Source organism: Ramlibacter tataouinensis TTB310, from assembly GCF_000215705.1.
Lineage (GTDB): Bacteria > Pseudomonadota > Gammaproteobacteria > Burkholderiales > Burkholderiaceae_C > Ramlibacter > Ramlibacter tataouinensis.
In genome coordinates this window covers 1,994,018-2,014,860 of the sequence record NC_015677.1, presented here as the reverse complement: position 1 = coordinate 2,014,860, position 20,843 = coordinate 1,994,018, and the positions used below count along the sequence as shown (strand labels likewise).

At 70.5% G+C, this 20,843-nt stretch carries 21 protein-coding genes; 1 reads left to right on the top strand and 20 read right to left on the bottom strand.

Features of this window, described 5'->3' with window-relative positions; all coding sequences use genetic code 11:
• Positions 1-10 precede the first annotated feature (10 nt).
• From RTA_RS09800 to RTA_RS09785, 4 genes are all read right to left on the bottom strand, one after another.
• Positions 11-970, bottom strand: a complete 960-nt coding sequence (locus RTA_RS09800; protein ID WP_013901234.1) for a Bug family tripartite tricarboxylate transporter substrate binding protein — start codon at positions 968-970, stop codon at positions 11-13.
• A 23-nt stretch (positions 971-993) separates the two neighbouring features.
• The gene (kdgD, locus tag RTA_RS09795) at positions 994-1,905 is read right to left on the bottom strand and encodes a 5-dehydro-4-deoxyglucarate dehydratase (RefSeq protein WP_041675289.1); all 912 of its coding nucleotides are present in this window, start codon (positions 1,903-1,905) and stop codon (positions 994-996) included.
• A gap of 69 nt (positions 1,906-1,974) precedes the next feature.
• Positions 1,975-2,700 carry a FadR/GntR family transcriptional regulator gene (locus tag RTA_RS09790; RefSeq protein WP_013901232.1) on the bottom strand — a complete coding sequence of 242 codons (726 nt, stop codon included), beginning with the start codon at positions 2,698-2,700 and terminating at the stop codon, positions 1,975-1,977.
• Positions 2,701-2,708: 8 nt separating this feature from the next.
• The gene (locus RTA_RS09785) at positions 2,709-3,914 is read right to left on the bottom strand and encodes a PLP-dependent transferase (RefSeq protein ID WP_013901231.1); all 1,206 of its coding nucleotides are present in this window, start codon (positions 3,912-3,914) and stop codon (positions 2,709-2,711) included.
• 38 nt (positions 3,915-3,952) lie between these two features.
• Here RTA_RS09785 and RTA_RS09780 point away from each other — a divergent pair, with 38 nt between their 5' ends.
• The gene (locus RTA_RS09780; RefSeq protein ID WP_013901230.1) at positions 3,953-4,648 is read left to right on the top strand and encodes an extensin-like domain-containing protein; all 696 of its coding nucleotides are present in this window, start codon (positions 3,953-3,955) and stop codon (positions 4,646-4,648) included.
• A 24-nt stretch (positions 4,649-4,672) separates the two neighbouring features.
• On the opposite strand, the gene RTA_RS09775 is transcribed toward RTA_RS09780, so the two are convergent.
• The 16 genes from RTA_RS09775 to rlmN form a co-directional block, all read right to left on the bottom strand.
• The gene (locus RTA_RS09775; RefSeq protein WP_013901229.1) at positions 4,673-5,197 is read right to left on the bottom strand and encodes a phosphoribosyltransferase; all 525 of its coding nucleotides are present in this window, start codon (positions 5,195-5,197) and stop codon (positions 4,673-4,675) included.
• A 30-nt stretch (positions 5,198-5,227) separates the two neighbouring features.
• Entirely contained in the window at positions 5,228-6,559 is a 1,332-nt protein-coding gene (locus tag RTA_RS09770; protein ID WP_013901228.1) for an adenylosuccinate synthase, read from the bottom strand.
• 31 nt (positions 6,560-6,590) lie between these two features.
• Complete coding sequence (locus RTA_RS09765; RefSeq protein ID WP_013901227.1) at positions 6,591-7,739, bottom strand: ATP phosphoribosyltransferase regulatory subunit; 1,149 nt, start codon at positions 7,737-7,739, stop codon at positions 6,591-6,593.
• A 53-nt stretch (positions 7,740-7,792) separates the two neighbouring features.
• Positions 7,793-7,981, bottom strand: a complete 189-nt coding sequence (locus tag RTA_RS09760; protein ID WP_041675287.1) for a DUF2065 domain-containing protein — start codon at positions 7,979-7,981, stop codon at positions 7,793-7,795.
• A gap of 10 nt (positions 7,982-7,991) precedes the next feature.
• Complete coding sequence (hflC, locus tag RTA_RS09755; protein ID WP_013901225.1) at positions 7,992-8,909, bottom strand: protease modulator HflC; 918 nt, start codon at positions 8,907-8,909, stop codon at positions 7,992-7,994.
• Between the two features lie 16 nt (positions 8,910-8,925).
• On the bottom strand, positions 8,926-10,260 hold the full coding sequence (hflK, locus tag RTA_RS09750; RefSeq protein ID WP_041675284.1) for an FtsH protease activity modulator HflK: 1,335 nt from the start codon (positions 10,258-10,260) through the stop codon (positions 8,926-8,928).
• Between the two features lie 41 nt (positions 10,261-10,301).
• The gene (hflX, locus tag RTA_RS09745; RefSeq protein ID WP_013901223.1) at positions 10,302-11,501 is read right to left on the bottom strand and encodes a GTPase HflX; all 1,200 of its coding nucleotides are present in this window, start codon (positions 11,499-11,501) and stop codon (positions 10,302-10,304) included.
• A 68-nt stretch (positions 11,502-11,569) separates the two neighbouring features.
• Positions 11,570-11,818, bottom strand: a complete 249-nt coding sequence (gene hfq, locus RTA_RS09740; protein ID WP_013901222.1) for an RNA chaperone Hfq — start codon at positions 11,816-11,818, stop codon at positions 11,570-11,572.
• 147 nt (positions 11,819-11,965) lie between these two features.
• On the bottom strand, positions 11,966-13,303 hold the full coding sequence (gene der, locus RTA_RS09735) for a ribosome biogenesis GTPase Der (RefSeq protein WP_041675282.1): 1,338 nt from the start codon (positions 13,301-13,303) through the stop codon (positions 11,966-11,968).
• Positions 13,304-13,415: 112 nt separating this feature from the next.
• The gene (gene bamB / locus RTA_RS09730; RefSeq protein WP_013901220.1) at positions 13,416-14,591 is read right to left on the bottom strand and encodes an outer membrane protein assembly factor BamB; all 1,176 of its coding nucleotides are present in this window, start codon (positions 14,589-14,591) and stop codon (positions 13,416-13,418) included.
• Complete coding sequence (locus RTA_RS09725) at positions 14,588-15,277, bottom strand: YfgM family protein (RefSeq protein ID WP_013901219.1); 690 nt, start codon at positions 15,275-15,277, stop codon at positions 14,588-14,590. The genes bamB and RTA_RS09725 overlap by 4 nt, the downstream gene beginning before the upstream one ends.
• A gap of 42 nt (positions 15,278-15,319) precedes the next feature.
• Positions 15,320-16,639 (bottom strand): histidine--tRNA ligase, encoded by a 1,320-nt coding sequence (gene hisS / locus RTA_RS09720; protein ID WP_013901218.1) that lies wholly within the window; start codon positions 16,637-16,639, stop codon positions 15,320-15,322.
• Between the two features lie 13 nt (positions 16,640-16,652).
• Positions 16,653-17,909 carry a flavodoxin-dependent (E)-4-hydroxy-3-methylbut-2-enyl-diphosphate synthase gene (gene ispG, locus RTA_RS09715; protein ID WP_013901217.1) on the bottom strand — a complete coding sequence of 419 codons (1,257 nt, stop codon included), beginning with the start codon at positions 17,907-17,909 and terminating at the stop codon, positions 16,653-16,655.
• An 18-nt stretch (positions 17,910-17,927) separates the two neighbouring features.
• Positions 17,928-18,866, bottom strand: coding sequence for a helix-turn-helix domain-containing protein (locus tag RTA_RS09710; RefSeq protein ID WP_041675280.1), 939 nt, complete (start codon positions 18,864-18,866; stop codon positions 17,928-17,930).
• Positions 18,859-19,683: a type IV pilus biogenesis/stability protein PilW gene (gene pilW / locus RTA_RS09705; RefSeq protein WP_013901215.1), complete on the bottom strand. Its 825-nt coding sequence runs from the start codon at positions 19,681-19,683 to the stop codon at positions 18,859-18,861. The genes RTA_RS09710 and pilW overlap by 8 nt, the downstream gene beginning before the upstream one ends.
• Positions 19,680-20,837, bottom strand: a complete 1,158-nt coding sequence (gene rlmN / locus RTA_RS09700) for a dual-specificity RNA methyltransferase RlmN (protein WP_013901214.1) — start codon at positions 20,835-20,837, stop codon at positions 19,680-19,682. The genes pilW and rlmN overlap by 4 nt, the downstream gene beginning before the upstream one ends.
• Positions 20,838-20,843 lie beyond the last annotated feature (6 nt).

Here is a 20,843-nt window from a genome sequence, read left to right as displayed (position 1 = left end):
CTGCCCGCCTTCAGTCTGCGGTGATCTTGCGAGCCTCGATCAGCTGCTTCCAGCGCGCGTACTCGGCGGCCTGGAAGCGGGCGAACTGCTCGGGCGTGTTGGCCACGATCTCGAAACCCTGCGCCAGCAGCTTGTCCTTGACGACCGGGTCGCCAAGCGCGGCGACGATGGCGCCGTGCAGCCTGGCCTTGACGTCGGCCGGCAGGCCCCTGGGGGCCGCGACCGCCTGCCAGGACTGGACCTCCGCGCCCTTGACGCCCTGCTCTGCCAGCGTGGGCACCTCCGGCAGCAGCGGGGAGCGCTTCTCGGAGGAGATGGCCAGGGCCCGCACCTTGCCCGCCTTGACGTGCTGGATGATGCTGTTGATGTTGACGAAGGCCGCGTCCACCTGGGCACCCAGCAGGTCGTTGATGGCGGGGCCGCCGCCCTTGTACGGGATGTGCAGGCCCTGGGTGCCGGTCTGCTGCCAGAACAGCTCGGCCGAGAGGTGGTCGGAGGAGCCGTTGCCCGAGGAAGCGAAGCTCACCTTGCCGGACGTGCGCTTGAGGTGCGCCAGCAGGTCGGCTAGGTTCTTGTCGGCGGAGGCTGCGGGCACGACCAGCACGTTGGGCGCCTGCACGGCCACGGTGATCGGGTCGAAGTCCTTCAGCGCGTCGTACTGCACGCCCTTGATCAGGTGCGGGGCGATCACAAAGGGGCCCAGGGACGACACGAACAGCGTATAGCCGTCCGCGGGCGCGCGCTTGACGAAGGCGGCGCCTATGGTGCCGGTGGCGCCCGGCTTGTTGTCGATGATGAACGAGCCGCCCAGCGACTCCTGCAGCTTCTGCGAGAGCACGCGCGCGATGTTGTCGGTGGAGCCGCCCGGCGGGAACGGCACCACCACCGTCACCGGCTTCTCGGGGTAGGCGGCCAGGGCGTTCACGGTGGCGGCCAGGGCCAGCGCCAGGCCGAGCAGGTTTTTTTTCATGGTGTCTCCTTGGATGAACAGACTTACTGCGGGCCGAGCTTGCGGATCAGCGCGGCCAGCTCCTCGGCTTCCGACGGCTTGAGCTCCGACAGCGGCGGGCGCACCGGCCCGGCGCTGCGGCCGACCGCCGTGGCTCCCGCCTTGACGATGGAAACGGCATAGCCCTCGCCCTTGTTGCGGATGGCCAGGTAGGGCAGGAAGAACTCGTCCAGCAGGCGGCCGGTGGTCGCGGTGTCGCCGCTGGCGTAGGCGTTGTAGAACTCGATGGCCGTGCGCGGGATGAAGTTGAAGACGGCGGAGGAATACACCGGCACGCCCAGTGCCTTGTAGGCATGGGCATAGACCTCGTGCGTGGGCATGCCGCCCACGTAGACGAAGCGGTCGCCCAGCTTCTGACGGATGGAGACGATGCGCTCGATGTCGCCCAGCCCGTCCTTGAAGCCGATCAGGTTGGTGCAGCGCTCGGCCAGGCGGGCCAGGGAGTCGGCCGACAGGCGGGTGGCGCCGCGGTTGTAGACGATCACGCCGATCTTCAGGCTCTTGCACACGGCTTCGACGTGGGCGACCAGTCCTTCCTGCGTGGCCTCGGTCAGGTAGTGGGGCAGCAGCAGCACGCCCTGGGCGCCCTGCTGCTGGGCCTCCTGCGCGTACCTGATGGCCAGCGTGGTGCCGCCGCCGGCGCCGCCGATGATGGGCACCCGGCCGCGGCAGGTGTCGGCCGCGGTCTTGATCACCGCGCCGTATTCCTGCGGCTCGAGCGAGAAGAATTCGCCGGTGCCGCCGGCAGCGAACAGGACCGTGGCGCCGTAGGGCATCAGCCACTCCAGCCGGTCGGCGTAGCCACGGGCATGGAAGCGCAGCTGGGCGTCGAAGTCGGTCAGCGGGAAGGACAGCAAGCCGCTGGACAGCGCTTGCTTGAGTTCGTTCGGGGTCATGCGTTTAATTTCCAAGAGATAGGACATCGTACCTCATGGTCTCTACCCCTGTTTGTGTTTTGTTGTGACTCAGGCCAGCGCCGCGCGGCGGCGCCGTTCGCGGCTGTTGGCCAGGTGCGTGCGCATTGCGGCCCGTGCGCCCTCCGCGTCCTGCCGGTCGATGGCGTCGTAGATGCTCTCGTGCTCGGCATTGACACGCCGCAGGTACTGCGCGCGCTCGGGCGTCAGGGGCTCGCTGGATTCCAGCCGGGCGCGCGGGATCATCATGCCGCCCAGGGTGCCCATGAGGTCGCCGAAGTGCCGGTTCTGCGTGGCGCGGGCGATCTCCAGATGGAACTGGAAGTCCGGCCCAACGGCGTCGCGTCCCGCGTCCACTGCGCCGGTGAACGCATCCAGCGCGGAGCGGATCGCCGCCAGGTTCTCTACGGTGCGGCGCTGCGCCGCCAGCCCTGCGCTCTCGGTCTCCAGCGCGATGCGCAGCTCCAGCACCGCGATCACGTCCTGCAGCGTGCCCAGCTGCTCGGGCGCGATGCGGAAGCTGCCCGGGTCGCCGTAGCCCAGGACGAAGGTGCCCACGCCGTGCCGGATGTCGACCACGCCCGCGGCCTGCAGCCGGGACATGGCCTCGCGCACCACGGTGCGGCTGACGCCGAACTCGGACATCAGGTCCGCCTCCTTGGGCAGGCGCGCGCCCGCAGGCCAGCGGCCGTCCCGCACCCGGTCGCCCAGGGCCTGGACCAGGTCGGCCGTCAGGGAGCGGCCGCGGCGCAGGCTGGCGGGGGTTTCGGCGTTCATGAGAGGTATTATGTCTTGGCCAGGGCGTCCAGAGCCTGCGCCAGGTCGGCCTGCAGGTCGGCCGCCGCCTCCAGCCCGACCGAGAACCTCACCAGCGTGCCGCGGTGCGGCCAGTGCCGTCGCATGCCGGGCATGTCGTAGGGCACGACCAGGCTGACCGGTCCCCCCCAGGAGTAGCCCAGCTTGAACAGCCGCAGCCGGTCGCAAAAGGCGTCGACCTGCGCCATGCGGTAGCGCTCATGGAAGACCACGGAGAACAGGCCGGCCGCCCGCCCCCCGCCGCCCTGCCCCGGGTCCGTGCACAGCGCCCGCCAGTGCTCATGGCCCGGCGAGCCCTCCAGTGCCGGATGCAGCACCCGTGCCACCTCGGGCCGCGCCTGCAGCCAGCGCGCCAACACCCGAGCCGCACGGTCGTGGGCCTGGTAGCGCAGCGCGATGCTGGGCAGGGAACGCAGCACCGCCTCGGCGTCGTTGGCGCCCACGCCCCAGCCCAGGCGCATGTGGGTCAGCTTGAGCTGCAGGTGCAGCGCCTCGTCACGGGTGACGATGCTGCCCATCAGCACGTCGCCGCCGCCGCTGGGGTACTTGGTCAGCGCCTGCACCACGATGTCGGCGCCGCTGCCGGGCGTCGCGAGATCGAAGCCGTTGAAAGCCAGGCCGGCGCCCCAGGTGTTGTCCAGCGCGGTGGTCACGCCACGCTGCCGGCAGGCATGGGCCAATTGCGCCAATGGGGGGAACTCCATGGTGACCGAGCCGGGCGCTTCCAGCCAGACCAGGCGCGTGCGAGGGCCCAGGCGCGCCGCCAGGTCGGCCGGGTCCATGGGGTCGTACAGCTGGTGCGTGATGCCCCAGTTCGCCAGCTCGCCTTCGGCCAGCGCCTTGGACGGGCCGTAGGCGTTGGCCGGGATCAGGACCTCGTCGCCCGTCTTGAGCAGCGCCAGGTCGACGTTGGCGACGGCCGCCAGGCCGCTGGGCACCAGCACGCACTGCGCCCCACCCTCCAGCGCCGCGATGCGCTCTTCCAGCAGGAAGGTGGTGGGCGTGCCGTGCAGGCCGTAGGTGTAGCCGTGCTTGTGCTTCCAGTCGCGCGCCCGCATGGCCGCGACGTTGGGGAAGATGACGGTGGAGGCCTTGAACACGCCCGGCTGCGGCGCGGCGAAGCCCGCGGGCGGCTGGTACGGGTGGTGAAGGAGGTGGGTAACAGGGTCGCTCATGCGCCCCATGGTAGCCAGAGTCTTCGCAGAATCGCCGGATGATCGCAAAGCTGTTCGCCGCCGCGCTGCTGGTCTTGCCGGCCGCGGCAGGCTACGCGCTGTGGACGGGCTCGTGGCAGCTGCCGGACCGCTGGAACCCCTGGGCGCCCCTGCGCATCGAGGAGGAGCCGCATTGGCTGACGCGGCACAAGCTGGGCAGGCTCGGCCGCGAGCCGGCCCTGTGCCTCCAGGTGCTGGGCACGGCCCAGATGCGCTGGGCGCCCGTGCCCGACCGCGTCACCGGCGAGCGCTGCGGCCTGGCCAACGCGGTGCGCATCGAACGCACGCAAATGCATGTCGGGCCGGCCTTCGTGCTCTCATGCCCCGCGGCGGTGTCGCTGGCCCTGTGGGAGCGGCACGTGCTGCAGCCGGCGGCCGCCTTGCTGCCGGCGCGCGTGGTGCGGCTGGAGCACTTCGGCAGCTACGCCTGCCGCAACGTGAACCACGCGACGGCCGGGCGGCGCAGCCAGCACGCGACGGCCGACGCCCTGGACGTGGCCGGCTTCGTGCTGGCCGACGGCCGGCGCATCAGCGTGCTGCGGGACTGGTCGGCCGAGGGCGCGGAAGCTGCCTTCCTGCGCGAGGCCCACGCCGGGGCATGCAGGTTCTTCGACGCGGTGCTGGGGCCCGACTACAACGCCGCCCACCGCGACCACCTGCACCTGGACCGCGGACCCTGGCGCGCCTGCCGCTGAGTCGGGCGGAACCGCGGGCGGTACTCAGATCTTCCACTTGGCCAGCAGCTTCTCCGGCCCCATGCTGTCGTAGCCCTCGAAGGGCTGGTGGATCCAGGGATTGGTTGGCAGGAACTCCACCGAGTAGTCCGGCGTGAAGCTGGACATGCCCTTGGTCCAGATCACGGCGCTGCGCAGCTCGGTGATGGGCTTGTAGCTGGTCCTGAGCAGGTCCACCACCTTGTGCAGCGTGTGCCCGGAGTCGGCCAGGTCGTCCACCAGCAGCACGCGACCGGCGATCTCGCCCTTGGGGGTGGTGATGAAGCGCGCGATGTCCAGGTGGCCCTGCACCGTGCCCGCATCGGCGCGGTAGGAGCTGGTGGACATGATGGCCAGCGGCTTGTCGAAGATGCGCGAGAGGATGTCCCCCGGCCGCATGCCGCCGCGCGCCAGGCACAGGATGGTGTCGAACTGCCAGCCCGACTGGTGCACCTTGATCGCCAGCTTCTCGATGAGGTTGTGGTACTCGTCGTAACTCACGTACAGGTGCTTGCCGTCTTCCGTCAACATCTCAACTGCTCCTCTTGTGGTTTCAGTTCCTCAATCCGCCAGGTAGGGGTGACGCATCATGATGGTGTGGTCGCGGTCCGGGCTGGTGGAGATCATGGCGATGGGCACGCCGGTGACCTGCTCGATGCGCTGCAGGTACAGCCGCGCGTTGACCGGAAGCCGCTCGTACTGCGTCACGCCCACCGTGCTCTCGCTCCAGCCGGGAAGCTGCTCGTACACCGGCTTGCAGCGCGCGATCTCGTCGGCGCCCAGCGGCAGGATGTCGGTGTGCTCGCCATCCAGCTCGTAGCCGGTGCACAGCTGCAGTTCCTGGATGCCGTCCAGCACGTCCAGCTTGGTGATGCACAGGCCCGACAGGCCGTTGACCTGGGCGCTGCGCTTGAGCAGCGCGGCGTCGAACCAGCCGCAGCGGCGCGAGCGGCCCGTGGTCACGCCCTTTTCCGCGCCGACGGTCGACAGGTGGTAGCCGACGGTGCCGGGCTTTTCCCAGTCCAGCTCGGTCGGGAAGGGGCCGCCGCCCACGCGCGTGCAATAGGCCTTGGTGATGCCCAGCACGTAGTGCAGCAGGCCCGGCCCCACGCCGGCGCCCGCCGCCGCGTTGCCCGCCACGCAGTTGCTGGAGGTGACGTAGGGATAGGTGCCGTGGTCCACGTCCAGCAGCGTGCCCTGGGCGCCCTCGAACAGCAGGTTGTCGCCGCGCAGGTGCGCCTCGTTCAGCTCGCGCGAGACGTCGGCCATCATGGGCTTGAGCCGCTCGCCCAGCTTGAGGGCCTCGTCCAGCGTCTGCTGGTAGTCGACGGCCGGCGCGTGCAGGAAGGTGGTCAGCACGTGGTTGTGCAGCTCCAGCAGGGTCTTGAGCTTGTCGGCGAAGCGCTGCGGGTGCCGCAGGTCCTGCACGCGCAGCGCGCGGCGGGCGATCTTGTCCTCGTAGGCCGGGCCGATGCCGCGGCCGGTGGTGCCGATCTTCTCGCTGCCGCCCTTCTCGCGCAGCTGCTCGCGCGCGATGTCCAGCGCGGCATGGAAGGGCAGGATCAGCGGGCAGGCCTCGCTGATGCGCAGGCGCGAGCGCACCTCCACGCCGGCCTTCTCCAGGCCCTCAATCTCCTCGAACAGCTTGGCGGCCGACAGCACCACGCCGTTGCCGATGTAGCACCTGACGCCCGGGCGCATGATGCCGCTGGGGATGAGGTGCAGCGCGGTCTTCACGCCGTTGATCACCAGCGTATGACCGGCGTTGTGGCCGCCCTGGAAGCGCACCACGCCCTGGGCGCTCTCGGTCAGCCAGTCGACCAGCTTGCCTTTGCCCTCGTCACCCCACTGGGTGCCGACCACGACCACGTTGCGGCCTGATGTCTTGTTCATCGCAGAGAAATCCCGGTTGGAGAGAGATGGATCAGAGGGGGCGCACGGCCCAGCCGCCGCCCTGGCGGGCGAGCTCGCGGTCGCAGTGGAACTCGTCCACCTCGCTCTCGTGGCCGGGCAGCACGCACACCACCGTTTCGCCACTCCGGCGCAGCTCGGCGATCGCGGCGCGCAGGCCGGCGTCCTCGCCCCAGGGCGCCCGGATCGCGGCCTTGAGCGCGGGCTTGGCGACCACGCCGACCAGTTCCTTGAGGTCCAGGCTGAAACCCACGGCGGGGCGGTTGCGGCCGAACACGGCTCCCACCTCGTCGTAGCGGCCGCCGCGCACCAGCGCGTCGCTGGCGCCGGGCGTGTAGACCGCGAAACGCGCGCCGCTGTAGTAGGCGTAGCCGCGCAGGTCGGCCAGGTCGAAGCTGATGCGCGCGCCTTCCACCTGGCTGGCCAGCCACCTCAGGTTGGCGAGCGCCTCGCGCAGCAAGGGCGCGGGCGGCAGGCACTTTTCGGCCTCGTCCAGCACGCCCTGGTCACCGTACAGCGACAGCAACGCCGCCAGGCCCTCGCGCGAGGCGGCGGGGATGCCGCGGGTCAACGCCGCCAGCTCGCTCGCGTCCTTGGCCGCCAGTGCCGCGTGCACGCGCGCCAAGGCGGCCGCGTCCAGCGGCACCCCGGCCAGCAGCGCGCGCACGATGCGCGCGTCCGCCAGGTCCACGGTGAGGTCGGCCACGCGGGTGGCGCGCAGGCAGTCCAGCGCCAGCGTCAATGCCTCCAGGTCGGCCTCCAGGCCGGCATGGCCATAGATCTCGGCGCCGAACTGCAGCGGCTCGCGCGTGGCGTGCGGCCGGCCCGGGCGGGTGTGCAGCACCGGTCCGCAGTAGCACAGGCGGGTGACGCCGCGGCGATTGAGCAGGTGCGCATCGATGCGCGCCACCTGCGGCGTGGTGTCCGCCCGCAGGCCCATCATGCGGCCGGACAGCTGGTCCACCAGCTTGAAGGTCTGCAGGTCCAGCGCCTCGCCGGTGCCGGTGAGCAGCGACTCCAGGTGCTCCAGCAGCGGCGGCATCACCTGCTCGCAGCCGTAGCCGCGGGCGGTGTCGAGCAGCAGGCGGCGCAGTTCTTCGATGTGCCGGGCCTCGGAAGGCAACACATCGGCGATGTGATCCGGCAGGACCCAGGCGGACATGGAAAAGGGACGCTGTTAAAAACGGTATTTTACCGGCCGCCCACCGGCCGCCCTCACGAGGTCAGCCAGAGCAGCAGCAGGCCCAGCATCACGCTGCACAGGCCGAAGAAGCGCAGCTGCCCGTCCTGCAGCGCCAGCAGCTTCTGGAAGGTGCGGCGCCAGCCGCCGGGCGAGATGAAGGGGAACAGGCCCTCGAACACCAGCACCAGGGCGAGGGCCGCCCACAGGACGTCGCTGTCCACGGCGCGCGGCTCAGCGGCGCGGCGGCTGCGAGGGCGTGATGCCGGGCGCCAGCGAGCCGGCGCCGCGGTAGGTGCGGAAGAACTCCGTGCCGTCCGGGTCCAGCACCATCACGTCGCCCTTCTTGTTGAAGCTGGCCCTGTAGGCCTCCAGGCTGCGGTAGAACTGGGCGAACTGCGGATCACGGCCAAAAGCGTCCGCGTAGGCGGCCGCGGCCTGCGCGTCGCCCTCGCCGCGCACCTTCTGCGCGTCGCGGTAGGCATTGGCCAGCGTCACCTCGCGCTGGCGGTCGGCGTCGGCGCGGATCTTCTCGCCCTCGGCCGCGCCGGTCGAGCGCAGCTCGTTGGCCACGCGCTGGCGCTCGGCCTGCATGCGGCGGTACACGGACTCGGTGATGGACTCGGAATAGTCGGCGCGGGTCATGCGCACGTCCACGATCTCGATGCCCCAGTTGCGCGCCTTGACCTCCTGCTGCACGCTCTGGCGCACGTCGTTCATCAGCTGGTCGCGCCGGGTCGAGAGCAGCTCGCGCACGGTGCGCTTGCTGATCTCCTGCTGGAAGGCGTCACGCACCTCGCGGCTGAGCTGGGCCGCGCCGGCGGCCTCGTTCAGGCCCACGGCGCGGATGTACTGCGAGGGGTTGATGATGCGCCAGCGCACGAACCAGTCGATCACCAGGCGCTGCTTCTCCGCCGTGAGCATGGGCTCGGTGTCGTTGCTGTCCAGCGAGAGCAGGCGCTTGTCGATGTACGACACGTTCTGGAACGGGGGCGGCAGCTTGAAGTGCAGCCCGGGCTCGGTGATCACGTCCTTGATCTGCCCGAGCGCGTAGACCACGCCGAACTGGCGCTGGTCGACCACGAACAGCGTGGAGCTGAGCAGCGCGAGCGCCACCAGGACGCCGGTGACGATGAATCCGATCTTGTTCATGTTCTGTGCTCCGGGCTCAGCGCGACTCGCGGTCGCGGCCGCGGGCGTTGTCGCGGTTGCGCACGTCACCTACCGGCGGCGCGGCGCTGGACGGGACGGAGGAGGAAGGCGGGCTGCCGGGCGCGGGCGTGGCCTCGGCGGCGGTGCCGCCCTGGGCCACCTGCTGCATGATCTTGTCCAGCGGCAGGTACAGCAGGTTGGAGCCCTGGCGCGAGTCGACCAGCACCTTGGTGACGTTGCTGTAGATCTGCTGCATGGTTTCCAGGTACATGCGGTCGCGCGTGACCTGGGGGGCGCGCTGGTACTCGGCCAGCACCGAGCGGAAGCGCTGCGCGTCACCCTGGGCCTGGGCCACGATGCGCGCCTTGTAGCCCTGGGCCTCCTCCGTCAGGCGCGAGGCGGCGCCCACGGCGCGCGGGATCACGTCATTGGCATAGGCCTGGGCCTCGTTCTTGGCCCGCTCGCGCTCCTGGCCGGCCCTGAGCACGTCGTCGAAGGCGGCCTGCACCTGCTCGGGCGGGCGCACCCCACCCTGCTGCAGGTTGATGCCCAGCACCTCCACGCCCACCCCGTAGCGGTCCAGGATGGTCTGCATCAGCTTGCGCACGCGCGGGCCGATCTGGTCGCGCTCTTCGCCCAGGGCGGCATCCATGCGCATGTTGCCCACCACCTCGCGCACCGCGGTCTCGGCTGCCTGCACCACGGTCTCGGCCGGGTTGCGGCTCTCGAACAGCCAGGCGCGGGCGTCGTTCAGCCGGTACTGCACGGCGAACTTGATCTCCACGATGTTCTCGTCCTGCGTCAGCATGGCCGACTCGCGCAGGCCGGTGGCCCGGATGATGGTGTCGCGGCCGATGTCCACCGAGCGCACCTGGGTCACGGTGACCAGCTCGTGCCGCTGGATCGGGTACGGCAGGCGCCAGTTGAAGCCCGCGCCGACCGTCTCCTTGTAGCGGCCGAACTGGGTGATCACCGCCTGCTGGCCTTCCTGGACGATGAAGAAGCCGGTGCCCAGCCAGATCAGCACCACCACGGCCGCGATCAAGCCGGCGCCTATGCCGGCGCTCTTCATGTCGGGCTGGAAGTTGCCGCCCCCGCCGAAGCCGTTGTCGCCGCCGCGGCGGCCCCGGCCGCCGCCGAACAGGCCGCCCAGCTTGCGGTTGAAATCGCGCCACAGCTCATCCAGGTCGGGCGGGCCCTGGTTGGGTCCCTTGGGCGGACCGCCGTCGGGCCGGTTGTTCTCGGACTTGGTGTCCTCGCCACGGCCCCAGCGGGGGTCGTTCAGGTTGAACATGCCCCTGAGACGGCCCCATAGCCCGGCAGGCCGCAGGCCCGGAAAGTGGAGGTTCATGCGCTTGGATCTCATTTGTAGCTGGGCCGGATTGTGCCCAATCAGGCGACCGTTCCCTGCATTTCCGGGTCGCCCGGCAGGGCCAAAGCGGCGCCGCGGGCGCCGGCCGCGGCCTCGGCCAGACGCGAGCGCAGCGCCGGCAGGCCGTGGCCGCTGCGGCCGCTGACGAACAGGCGCGGCACCGGCGTGCCCTCCAGCTCGAACACATCCTCGGCCTGGCGCGGGTGCTGGCCGGCATCCAGCGCGTCCACCTTGTTGAACACCAGCAGCTGCGGCACCTGGTCGGCGCCGATCTCGCGCAGCACGCGCTGCACCTCGGCGATCTGCTCCGGGTGGTTGGGATTGGCCGCGTCCACCACGTGCAGCAGCAGGTCGGCATCGGCCGCCTCCTGCAGCGTGGCCTCGAACGCGTCGATCAGGCCGTGCGGCAGGTCGCGGATGAAGCCCACCGTGTCGGACAGCGAGACCGAACGGCCGCCGCCCTGCGGATCGTCGGGATTCGGGCCCAGGTACAGCTGGCGGGTGGTGGTGTCCAGCGTGGCGAACAGCTGGTCGGCCGCGTAGGCGCGCGCCTTGACCAGGCTGTTGAACAGCGTGGACTTGCCGGCGTTGGTGTAGCCGACCAGGGAGATGTTGAAGGCTCCCTGGCGCTCGCGCTGGCGGCGCTGGGTGTGGCGCTGCTTCTTCACCTTCTCCAGCCGCTCGCGCGTGCGCTTGATGGCCTCGCCGATCATGCGGCGGTCCAGTTCGATCTGCTTCTCGCCCGGGCCGCCGCGCACGCCGGCGCCGCCGGTCTGGCGCTCCAGGTGGGACCAGCGCCGCACCAGGCGGGTGCTGACGTACTGCAGGCGCGCCAGTTCCACCTGCAGCTTGCCTTCGTGGCTGCGGGCACGCTGGGCGAAGATCTCCAGGATCAGCAGGGTGCGGTCATTGACCGGCAGGCCCAGGTGCCGTTCCAGGTTACGTTGCTGCGCGGGGCTGAGCGACTGGTCGAACAGCACCTCGCTGGCGCCGGCCTGCTCGGCCAGCAGCTTGATCTCGTCGGCCTTGCCGCTGCCGATGAACAGCGCCGCGTCGGGCGCCTTGCGCTTGCAGGTCACCCGCGCCACCGGCTCCAGGCCGGCGGTCTGCGCGAGCAGGCCGAGCTCCTCGAGCTCGGCATCGAAATGGGGATGGCCCAGGTCGACCCCGACCAGGATGGCGGAGGCGGCGGGACGTTGTGTTTGCGGAGTTTCAGACAATCTGGGAGCCCGGGTTCATCGAAGGATGGAACAACCCGGGTGCCGCGTCCGGCGCCAGGCCGGCGCCGTCAGGCTGCGGAAGCTTCGTTGCTTTCGGCCGTGGAGAAATTCACGGCGCGCCCGGGAACGATGGTGGAGATGGCGTGCTTGTAGACCATTTGCGTCACGGTGTTGCGCAGGAGCACGACGTACTGGTCGAAGGACTCTATCTGCCCCTGCAACTTGATGCCGTTGACCAGGTAGATCGACACCGGCACATGCTCGCGACGCAGGGTATTGAGGAAGGGGTCTTGTAGTAGTTGCCCTTTGTTGCTCACGATATTCTCCGTGTTGCGAAGTTTTTTGGAAGCTGCACATTACCACAGGGTAACGGCTGTGCAAGTAGTCCGCCACCGACAGCACCCCACATGGGCGCGGGTTTTGCTTCTTCAAGGGCCCGCCCGACTCCGCGCGCGATCCCTGCCCTATTCCTTGTCCGCGTAGGGGTTCTTCGAGGTCTTCATCTCGATGCGCAGCGGGGTGCCGACGAGGTTGAATTCCTTGCGGAAGCGCCCTTCCAGGAAGCGCTTGTACGCGTCGGTCACGTGCTCCAGCGAATTGCCGTGCACCACGATCACGGGGGGATTCATGCCGCCCTGGTGCGCGTAGCGCAGCTTGGGGCGGAACATGCCGGCGCGCTTGGGCGACTGGAACTGCACCGCCTCCAGCAGCAGGCGCGTCAACACCGGGGTGGGCATCTTGACCGTGGCCGACCTGTGGGCCTCGGCGATGGACTGCCACACCGGACCCAGGCCCTGTCGCTTCCTGGCCGAGATGAAATGCAGCTTGGCGAACTTCAGGAAGGCCAGCCGCGACTCGATCTGCCGCTGCAGTTGCTCGCGCTGGTAGTCGTCCACCGCGTCCCACTTGTTGACCGCGAGCACCACCGCCCGGCCGCTCTCCAGGATGTAGCCCGCGATGTGCGCGTCCTGGTCGGTCACGCCCTGGGTCGCGTCCAGCAGCAGCAGCACGACGTTGGCCGATTCGATCGCCTGCAGCGTCTTGACCACCGAGAACTTCTCGATCGCCTCGAACACCCGGCCCTTGCGGCGCAGGCCGGCGGTGTCGATCAGCTCGAACTTCTGCCCGGCGCGCTCGAACGGCACGGAGATCGCGTCGCGGGTGGTGCCGGGCAGGTCGAAGGCGACCAGGCGCTCCTCGCCCAGCCAGGTGTTGATGAGGGTGGACTTGCCGACGTTGGGCCGGCCGGCCACGGCCAGCTTGATGGTGCCGTCCGGCCCGGCCTCGCCTTCCTCGCCGGGCTCGGGCAGCTGCAGCAGCCCGAGGGCGGTGTCGACCAGGCTGCGGATGCCCTGCCCGTGCGCGGCCGAGACCGGCAGCACCTCGCCCAGGCCGAGCTCGTAGAACTCGGCCAGCTGGGCACCCTCCTGCATGCCCTCGGCCTTGTTGGCCGCCAGCACCGTGGGCTTGCCCAGCTTGCGCAGGTAGCCGGCGATGTCATGGTCCTGTGCCGACAACCCGCCGCGCGCGTCGACCACGAACACCACCACGTCGGCCTCGGCGACCGCCTGGCGCGTCTGCTTGGCCATCTCCATGTAGATGCCGCCCTCGGCCGTGGGCTCGAAGCCGCCGGTGTCGATGACGATGAACTCGTGCCGGCCCTGCCTGGCGTTGCCGTAGTGGCGGTCGCGCGTCAGGCCGGCGAAGTCGGCCACGATGGCGTCGCGCGACTTGGTCAGCCGGTTGAACAGCGTGGACTTGCCGACGTTGGGGCGGCCCACCAGGGCCATGACCGGTTTCATGGGAAGCAGTATCAGCCGGCGCGACGCTTGAGCGCCGCCGGGCCGCCCCAAGGCGCGAAGGCCCCCTCGGGGGGCAGCGACCACGCGCAGCGGAGAGCGTGGGGGCCCATGTTCATTCAGGAACGAAGCCGAAGACGCCGCCGTTGCGCGTCACCACGACCAGGGTGTTGCCGGCCAGCACGGGCGCCGCCGCGATGGCCGAGCCGTCGGTGGACAGGCGGGTGAGCAGGCTGCCGTCCTCGCGCGACAGCAGGTGCACCAGGCCCGTGCTGTCGCCCACGGCGACCGAGCGGCCCACCAGCAGCGGCGCCGTCAGGCCGCGGTACGTCAGCTTGTCGTTGACCCAGGTGCGCTCGCCGTCGCTGCGGCGCCAGGCGACGACGCGGCCGTCGCTCTCGCTGCCGAACACCTGGCGCTCGTCGCCGTGCACCCCGTCGGCGCCATTGGCCGGCTTGGTCCAGGCCACGGTGCCGCGGTTCGCGTCCACGCAGCCCACCGCCGCCTGGAACGCCCGGGCGCAGACGCTGCTGCCGACTCGGCTGACGCGCCCGACCAGGTCCACCAGCCGTTCCACGTCGTTGGTGCCGCGCGGCGTGGCGATGGGCGCCTCCCAGCGGATGCTGCCGTTGCCCGGGTTCAGCGCGGCCAGCCGGCCGGCCTGGCCGGCCAGCAGGGTATCGCCCACGGCCAGCAGCACGCCGCCCTGGCGCAGCACCAGGGGCTCACCCGGGCGCTGCTGGCTCCAGAGGCGACGGCCGGTCTGGCCGTCGAAGGCCGACACGGTGCGGTCCGCGGCCAGCACGAACACCCGGCCGCCGGCGACGAAGGGGGCGGTGTAGGCCTGGGCGACGAGCTTCTGGCGCCACAGCGGCTGGCCGCCCTCGCCCAGCGCCACCAGGTCGTTCTCGCGCGTGACCACGGCCGTGACGCTGCCGTCGCTGCCGACGCCCGCCGCCAATGCACCGCCGGCGCTGCCGCGCCACAGCTCACGCCCGCTGGCGGCGTCCAGCGCGGCCACGGCGCCGTCGCTGCCGGCCACCCACAAGGTGGTGCCCTGGACCTGGACCGACAGGGGGAACTCGACCTTGCCGATGCGGGCGGACCAGGCCTGGCGCACGCCGATCAGGCCCGGGTTGGGCCCCAGCTCGGCCGGCTTGGGCCGCTCGGGGCCGCCGCCCAGGAACGAAGGCAGCGCGGAGCAGCCGGCCAGCAGGCTGCCTGCCAGGGCCAGCGCCAGGAGCGCCGCGCGTCCCGCGCCGGTGCGGGCCGGTACCGCCGCCCGGCTCATGGTTTGGCCGTTCCGGAAGCCGCCGCCGCGGGCGCCTCCGCGGCCTTTGGATCGCCGCCCAGCGACGCCAGCTTCACCTCGACCAGCCGGCGGTACTCGGCGCGGCCCTCCAGGCCCTGGTAGGCCCGGGCGTACTCGGCCCGTGCCTCGGCCTTCTTGCCCTGGAGGTTGTAGATGTCGCCGCGGCGGTCCGCCGCCAGCGGCGCGAACTCGTTCGGGAACTCGCCGGCCAGCTGCTGCAGGGCCTGGTCGTAGGCCTTGGCCTCGGTGAGCAGGCCCGCCAGCCGCAGGCGCGCCACCGCCTGGTAACCCGCATTGCCCGACTCGGCGGCCACCCAGCCCAGCGCCGCCTTGGAGGCGTCCGCGTTGCCCTTGTCGAAGAAGGTCTCGGCCGCCAGCAGGCCGGCCTGGGCGGCATAGAGGGTGCCGCCGAACTTGTCCTTCACGTCGTCGAAGCCGCGCTGCAGCCGGGCCAGGTCGCCGGCCTGGGCGGCGCGTTCGACCTCCTCGTACAGCGCGGACGCGCGCAGGCCCTGCTGGCGCTGCCAGTACTGCCAGCCGTTCCAGGCCGCGATGCTGCCGAACACGGCGATCAGCAACCAGGTGATCAGGTTGCCGTAGGCGTTCCAGAAGTGCTTCAGCTGGTCCAGCTGCTCCTGTTCTTCGAGGTCGAGGTGTTTAGCCATGCGTGGGATCCGGGGGAAGGCGCGATTGTAGTGAGGCGCTCTTCAGCCCTTCAGGGCCGCGGCCCAGTCGGCCACGGCGGCCAGCGGACGGCGCGACTGCGCCCCGCCGCCGTCGCGCAGCGACTTGACGGTGACCTCGCCGGCCGCCAGTTCGTCCGCGCCGAAGATGAGCGCGTGGCGCGCACCGCTGGCGTCGGCCTTCTTGAACTGCGACTTCATGCTGCCCGGCCCTTCGGTGCCGCCGGCATGCTGCACCACCCGCAGGCCCGCGGCACGCAATGTCTCCAGTGCCACGACCACGGGCGCGAGGGGCGTGCCGGCCGGCACGATGGCGTAGGCATCCGGCGCGCCGGACGGCACCGGCAGGCCCAGCTCCTGCACCAGCAGCAGCAGCCGCTCGATGCCCAGGCCGAAGCCGACCGCGGGCGCCGGCTTGCCGCCCAGCTGCGCGATCAGGCCGTCGTAGCGGCCGCCCCCGCACACCGTGCCCTGCGAGCCGAGCTGGTCGGTCACCCACTCGAACACCGTGAGGTTGTAGTAGTCCATGCCGCGCACCAGGCGCGGGTTGACGCGGAACGCGAGGCCCACCGCGTCCAGCGCCGCGCACACCGCGTCGAAGTGCGCGCGCGACTCGGCCCCCAGGAAGTCCATCAGCCGCGGCGCCCGCTCGATCAGCGGCTGCATCTGCGGGTTCTTGCTGTCCAGGATGCGCAGGGGATTGCTGTGCAGGCGCCGCCGCGCATCCTCGTCCAGCGCATCGGCGTTCTGCTCGAAGTGCTGCACCAGCGCCTGGCGGTGCGCGCGGCGCTCGTCGGGCTGGCCCAGGCTGTTGATCTCCAGCCGCACGTGGCTGCCTTCGACCAGCCCGAGCTCGCGCCACAGGGCGCGCGCCATCAGGATCATCTCGGCATCGACGTCGGGGCCGGCGAAACCCAGGGCCTCCACGTCGAGCTGGTGGAACTGCCGGTAGCGGCCCTTCTGTGGCCGCTCGTGGCGGAACATGGGGCCCAGCGTCCAGATGCGCAGCGGGCCGTTGTACAGCGCGTTGTGCTCGATCATCGCCCGCACGATGCCGGCAGTGGCCTCGGGCCGCAGCGTCAGCCGGTCGCCGTTCATCGAATCGGTGAAGGAGTACATCTCCTTCTCCACGATGTCGGTCACCTCGCCCAGGCCGCGCACGAAGAGCTGCGTGGGCTCGACGATGGGCGTCAGCAGGTACTGGTAGCCGTAGCGGCCGAGCACGCCGCGCACCGCGCCCTCGAACCATTGCCACAAGGCGGAATCGGGCAGCTTCTCCGTACGCGGCACCGACGCCGGCAGGATGTCGTTCATGCCCTTGACGGCACTGAGTTTCTCGGCCATGGGGATCCCCGAGTCAGGCGGTTTCGGTGGCGTGACCGAAGCGCTGCTCGATGTAGTTTTCGACGATCTGGTGGAACTCGGCCGCGATGTTGTCGCCGCGCAGGGTGAGGGCCTTCTGTCCGTCGATGAACACCGGCGCGGCCGGCGCCTCGCCGGTGCCCGGCAGGCTGATGCCGATGTCGGCATGCTTGCTCTCGCCGGGGCCGTTGACGATGCAGCCCATCACGGCCACCTTCATCTTCTCGACGCCCGGGTACTTGGCGCGCCAGACCGGCATCTGGCTGCGCAGGTGGTCGTCGATCTGCTTGGCCAGCTCCTGGAAGGTGGTGCTGGTGGTGCGGCCGCAGCCCGGGCAGGCCGTGACGCTGGGCACGAAGCTGCGCAGGCCCAGGGCCTGCAGGATCTCGGAGGCGATGACCACCTCCTGCGTGCGCGATTCGCCCGGCTGCGGCGTGAGCGAGACCCGGATGGTGTCGCCGATGCCCTCCTGCAGCAGGATGCCCAGCGCCACGCTGGAGGCCACCGTGCCCTTGGTGCCCATGCCGGCCTCGGTCAGGCCCAGGTGCAGCGGGTAGTCGCAGCGGCGCGCCAGCTCGCGGTAGACCGAGACCAGGTCCTGCACGCCGCTGACCTTGCACGACAGGATGATCTGGCTGCCGTCCATGCCCATGGACTCGGCCAGCTTCGCGGAGTCGATGGCCGAGGTGATCAGCGCCTCGTACATCACCGACCTGGCGTCCCAGGGCATGGCGCGGCGGCTGTTCTCGTCCATCAGGCCGGCCAGCAGCTCCTGGTCCAGGCTGCCCCAGTTGACGCCGATGCGCACCGGCTTGTCCCAGCGCAGCGCCGCGTCGATCATCTGGCCGAACTGCTTGTCGTGCTTGTCGCCCTTGCCCACGTTGCCGGGGTTGATGCGGTACTTGGACAGCGCCTGGGCGCAGGCCGGGAACTCGGTCAGCAGCCGGTGGCCGTTGTAGTGGAAGTCGCCGATCAGGGGCACGTCGATGCCCATGCGGTCCAGCTGCTCGCGGATGTAGGGAACGGCCTGGGCCGCCTCGGGCGTGTTGACGGTGATGCGCACCATCTCCGAGCCGGCGATGGCGAGCTCCTTGACCTGGATGGCGGTGCCTATCGCGTCCTGGGTGTCGGTGTTGGTCATGGACTGCACCCGCACCGGCGCGTCCCCGCCCACCGTCACCACGCGCGAACCCCACACGGTGCGCGCCTGGCGCGAACGGCGGGGTTGGGGGGCGGCCGGCTCCACCGGCATACAGGGACCAGTCACGTCTTACTTGACCTCGAAACGGGCCACGCCCTCTTGCGCCAGACGCGCCACATCGAAGGGCTTGCCGCGCACCAGCACTTCGATGGTGGAGGCGCTGCCCACGGTGACCGCCAGCGGCAGCGCGCCCGAGGAGATGCCGGCGCTCTCGCCCCCGGCCAGCAGGCGGTTCAGCCTGACGCTGCCATTGGCATCGACGACCTGGATCCAGGACGGGGCGGCGGCGCGGAAGGCGACCAGGCCGCCCACCGGCTTGGCCGGGACAGAGGCGGGCAGTGCCGCTGCCGTGACAGCCGGCACGACCGCGACCGGTACCGCGGCGGCCGGCGCGGCCACCTTGTCGATGGCCGGCATGACGGCCGCGGCCGGCACGCTTGGCTGCGCGTTGCTGGCGGCAGCCGGCCTGTCGGCCTGGGGCGCTTCGCCCTGTGCCACCACGGATACGGTCTGCACCGCAGGTTGTGCCGCGGCGGGCGGCTTCACGGGCGCGGCGGCCAGCGGGCCCGGCGCGGGCGCCGCCTGTTCACGCTGTGGCACCGGCAGCAGCAGCAGGATCAGCGCGCCCAGCAGCAAGGCCGCCACGCTGAGGAACACCGGATTGGTCAGCTGCTCCCACCAGGCCGGCCCCGGCGGATCGCCCGGGGCGCGGAACGGCGCATTGAGACCAGGGTTGTCCTGCACCAGCCAGGGCGCGGACGATTGCGGCAGGCGGTCGAGCACCGGCTGGGGGTCGATCTTGAGCGCGCGGCAGACGCTGCAGGCCAGTGCGCGGGCGAACACCGGCTCCGGCAGCAGGTCGAAGCGGTCCTCTTCCAGCGCCTCGAGCTTGCGCACCGGCACCTTGAGCGACACCGCGAGCGCGGCCACATGCAGGCCGGCGGCCTCGCGCGCGCGGCGCAGCAGGGTGCCGGCGCTGACGGCTTCCATGGCGGCTACCTCACTCATCGAAGGCTCCCCGGTTGTAGGCCGTCAGCTCGCGCGACTGCGGATGGCGGCGGCGCAACTGCTCGGCCAATTGGGTCATGGCGACGCGGTCGCCCAGGCGGCGCTCGACCCGGATACCCAGCCACAGCGACTCGGAATTGGACAGTTCGCTGTTGTTCAGGCGGCGGATGTAGAACTGCGAGCGCTTGAGCTCGCCGCGCTGGTACAGCAGGCGCGCCAGGTTGTAGCCCGTGACCGGGTTGGCGGCGTCCAGCTCGTACGAGCGCGCCAGGCTGCGCTCGGCATCGACGGCCCGGCCCGCACGTGCCTGGCACAGGCCCTGGGCCATCAGCGTCTTGGCGCGGGCGCCGTAGGTCGGGTTGGCCAGCGCCTGCTCGAACGAGCGCACGGACTCGTCGTAACGGCGCTGCTGGCATTGCAGCCAGCCGTAGTTGTGCAGCGTGTCGCCGCTGCGCGGGTCCACGGACAGGGCGCGGCGGAAGCTGTCCTCGGCCTGGCCCATGTCGTTCAGGCGCATGTAGATCAGCCCGCGCAGGTTGTAGGCCTGCGGAAAGTTGGGGTCGCTGGCGATGACCTGCTTGATCTCGTCCAGCGCCACGCTGGTCTGCCCCTGCTCGAAGTAGCCGAGCGCCAGCTCCATGCGGATGCGGGCACGCTTGCGTGCCTCGGGCTCGTCGGACTCGGTCACCATGTCCTTGCGCGCGCCGGGCTGCATCCCTGTGCCGGCACATCCGGCCAGTGCGACCCAAGCGGCCGCCACCAGGGGCACCCATGCCGCGGCGCCATGTCCCCTGCGCGCAAGCCCGCTGCTCCTCATCGTTCCATCTCCTTCCCGGCAGCCTGGACCGCCGGCACCTGTTTCAACATCACCGTGCGCTGCTGGGCGATGCGCTCGCCCACGCGGGTGCGGTCACGCACGTCGCCGGCCAGCTGGCCGCAGGCCGCGTCGATGTCGTCCCCCCGGGTCTTGCGCACGGTGGTGACGATACCAGCATTGATGAGCTTTTCAGCGAATGCCGACACCGCCTTGTTGGGCGAGCGCGTCAGACCCGACTGCGGGAAGGGGTTGAACGGGATGAGGTTCAGCTTGCATGAGACTCCGCGGCCGGCGTGGCCGCGCACCAGCTCGATCAGCTGCTGGGCGTGCTCGGGCTGGTCGTTGACGCCGTCCAGCATGCAGTACTCGAAGGTGATGAAGTCGCGCGGCGCATGCTCAAGGTAGCGGTTGCAGGCATCCAGCAGCTCGGCAAGCGGGTACTTGCGATTGAGCGGCACCAGGTGGTCGCGCAGCTCGTCATTGGGGGCATGCAGGGACACGGCCAGCGCCACCGGGCAGTCCTGGCCCAGCCGGTCGATCATGGGCACCACGCCCGAGGTGGACACCGTGACACGCCGGCGCGACAGGCCGTAGCCATGGTCGTCCAGCATGGTGCGCAGCGCCGGCACCAGGGCCGAGTAGTTCTGCAGCGGCTCGCCCATGCCCATCATCACCACGTTGGAGATGACCCGCTCCGAGGTACCCAGGTGCCGGCGCAGGTAATGCTCGGCGAACCACAGCTGCGCCACGATCTCGCCCGTGCTGAGGTTGCGCGCAAAGCCCTGGTGGCCGGTGGAGCAGAAGCGGCAGCCGACGGCGCAGCCGGCCTGCGAGGACACGCACAGGGTGCCGCGGTCGTCCTCGGGGATGAACACTGCCTCGACGGCGTTACCCTGGCCGACGTCGAACAGCCACTTGATGGTGCCGTCGGCCGACTCGTGCTGGGTGATGATGGCCAGGCCCTGGACCCGGGCCGCGTACTTGAGCTTCTCGCGCAGCGACTTGGCCAGGTCGCTCATCTGGTCGAACTCGGCGCAGCCGCGCTGGTGGATCCAGCGGAACAGCTGGGTGGCGCGGAAGCGCTTCTCGCCCAGGGTTTCGCAGAACGCGGCCAGCCCGTCGAGATCGAAATCGAGCAGGTTGGCCGTCGTCATCGCATG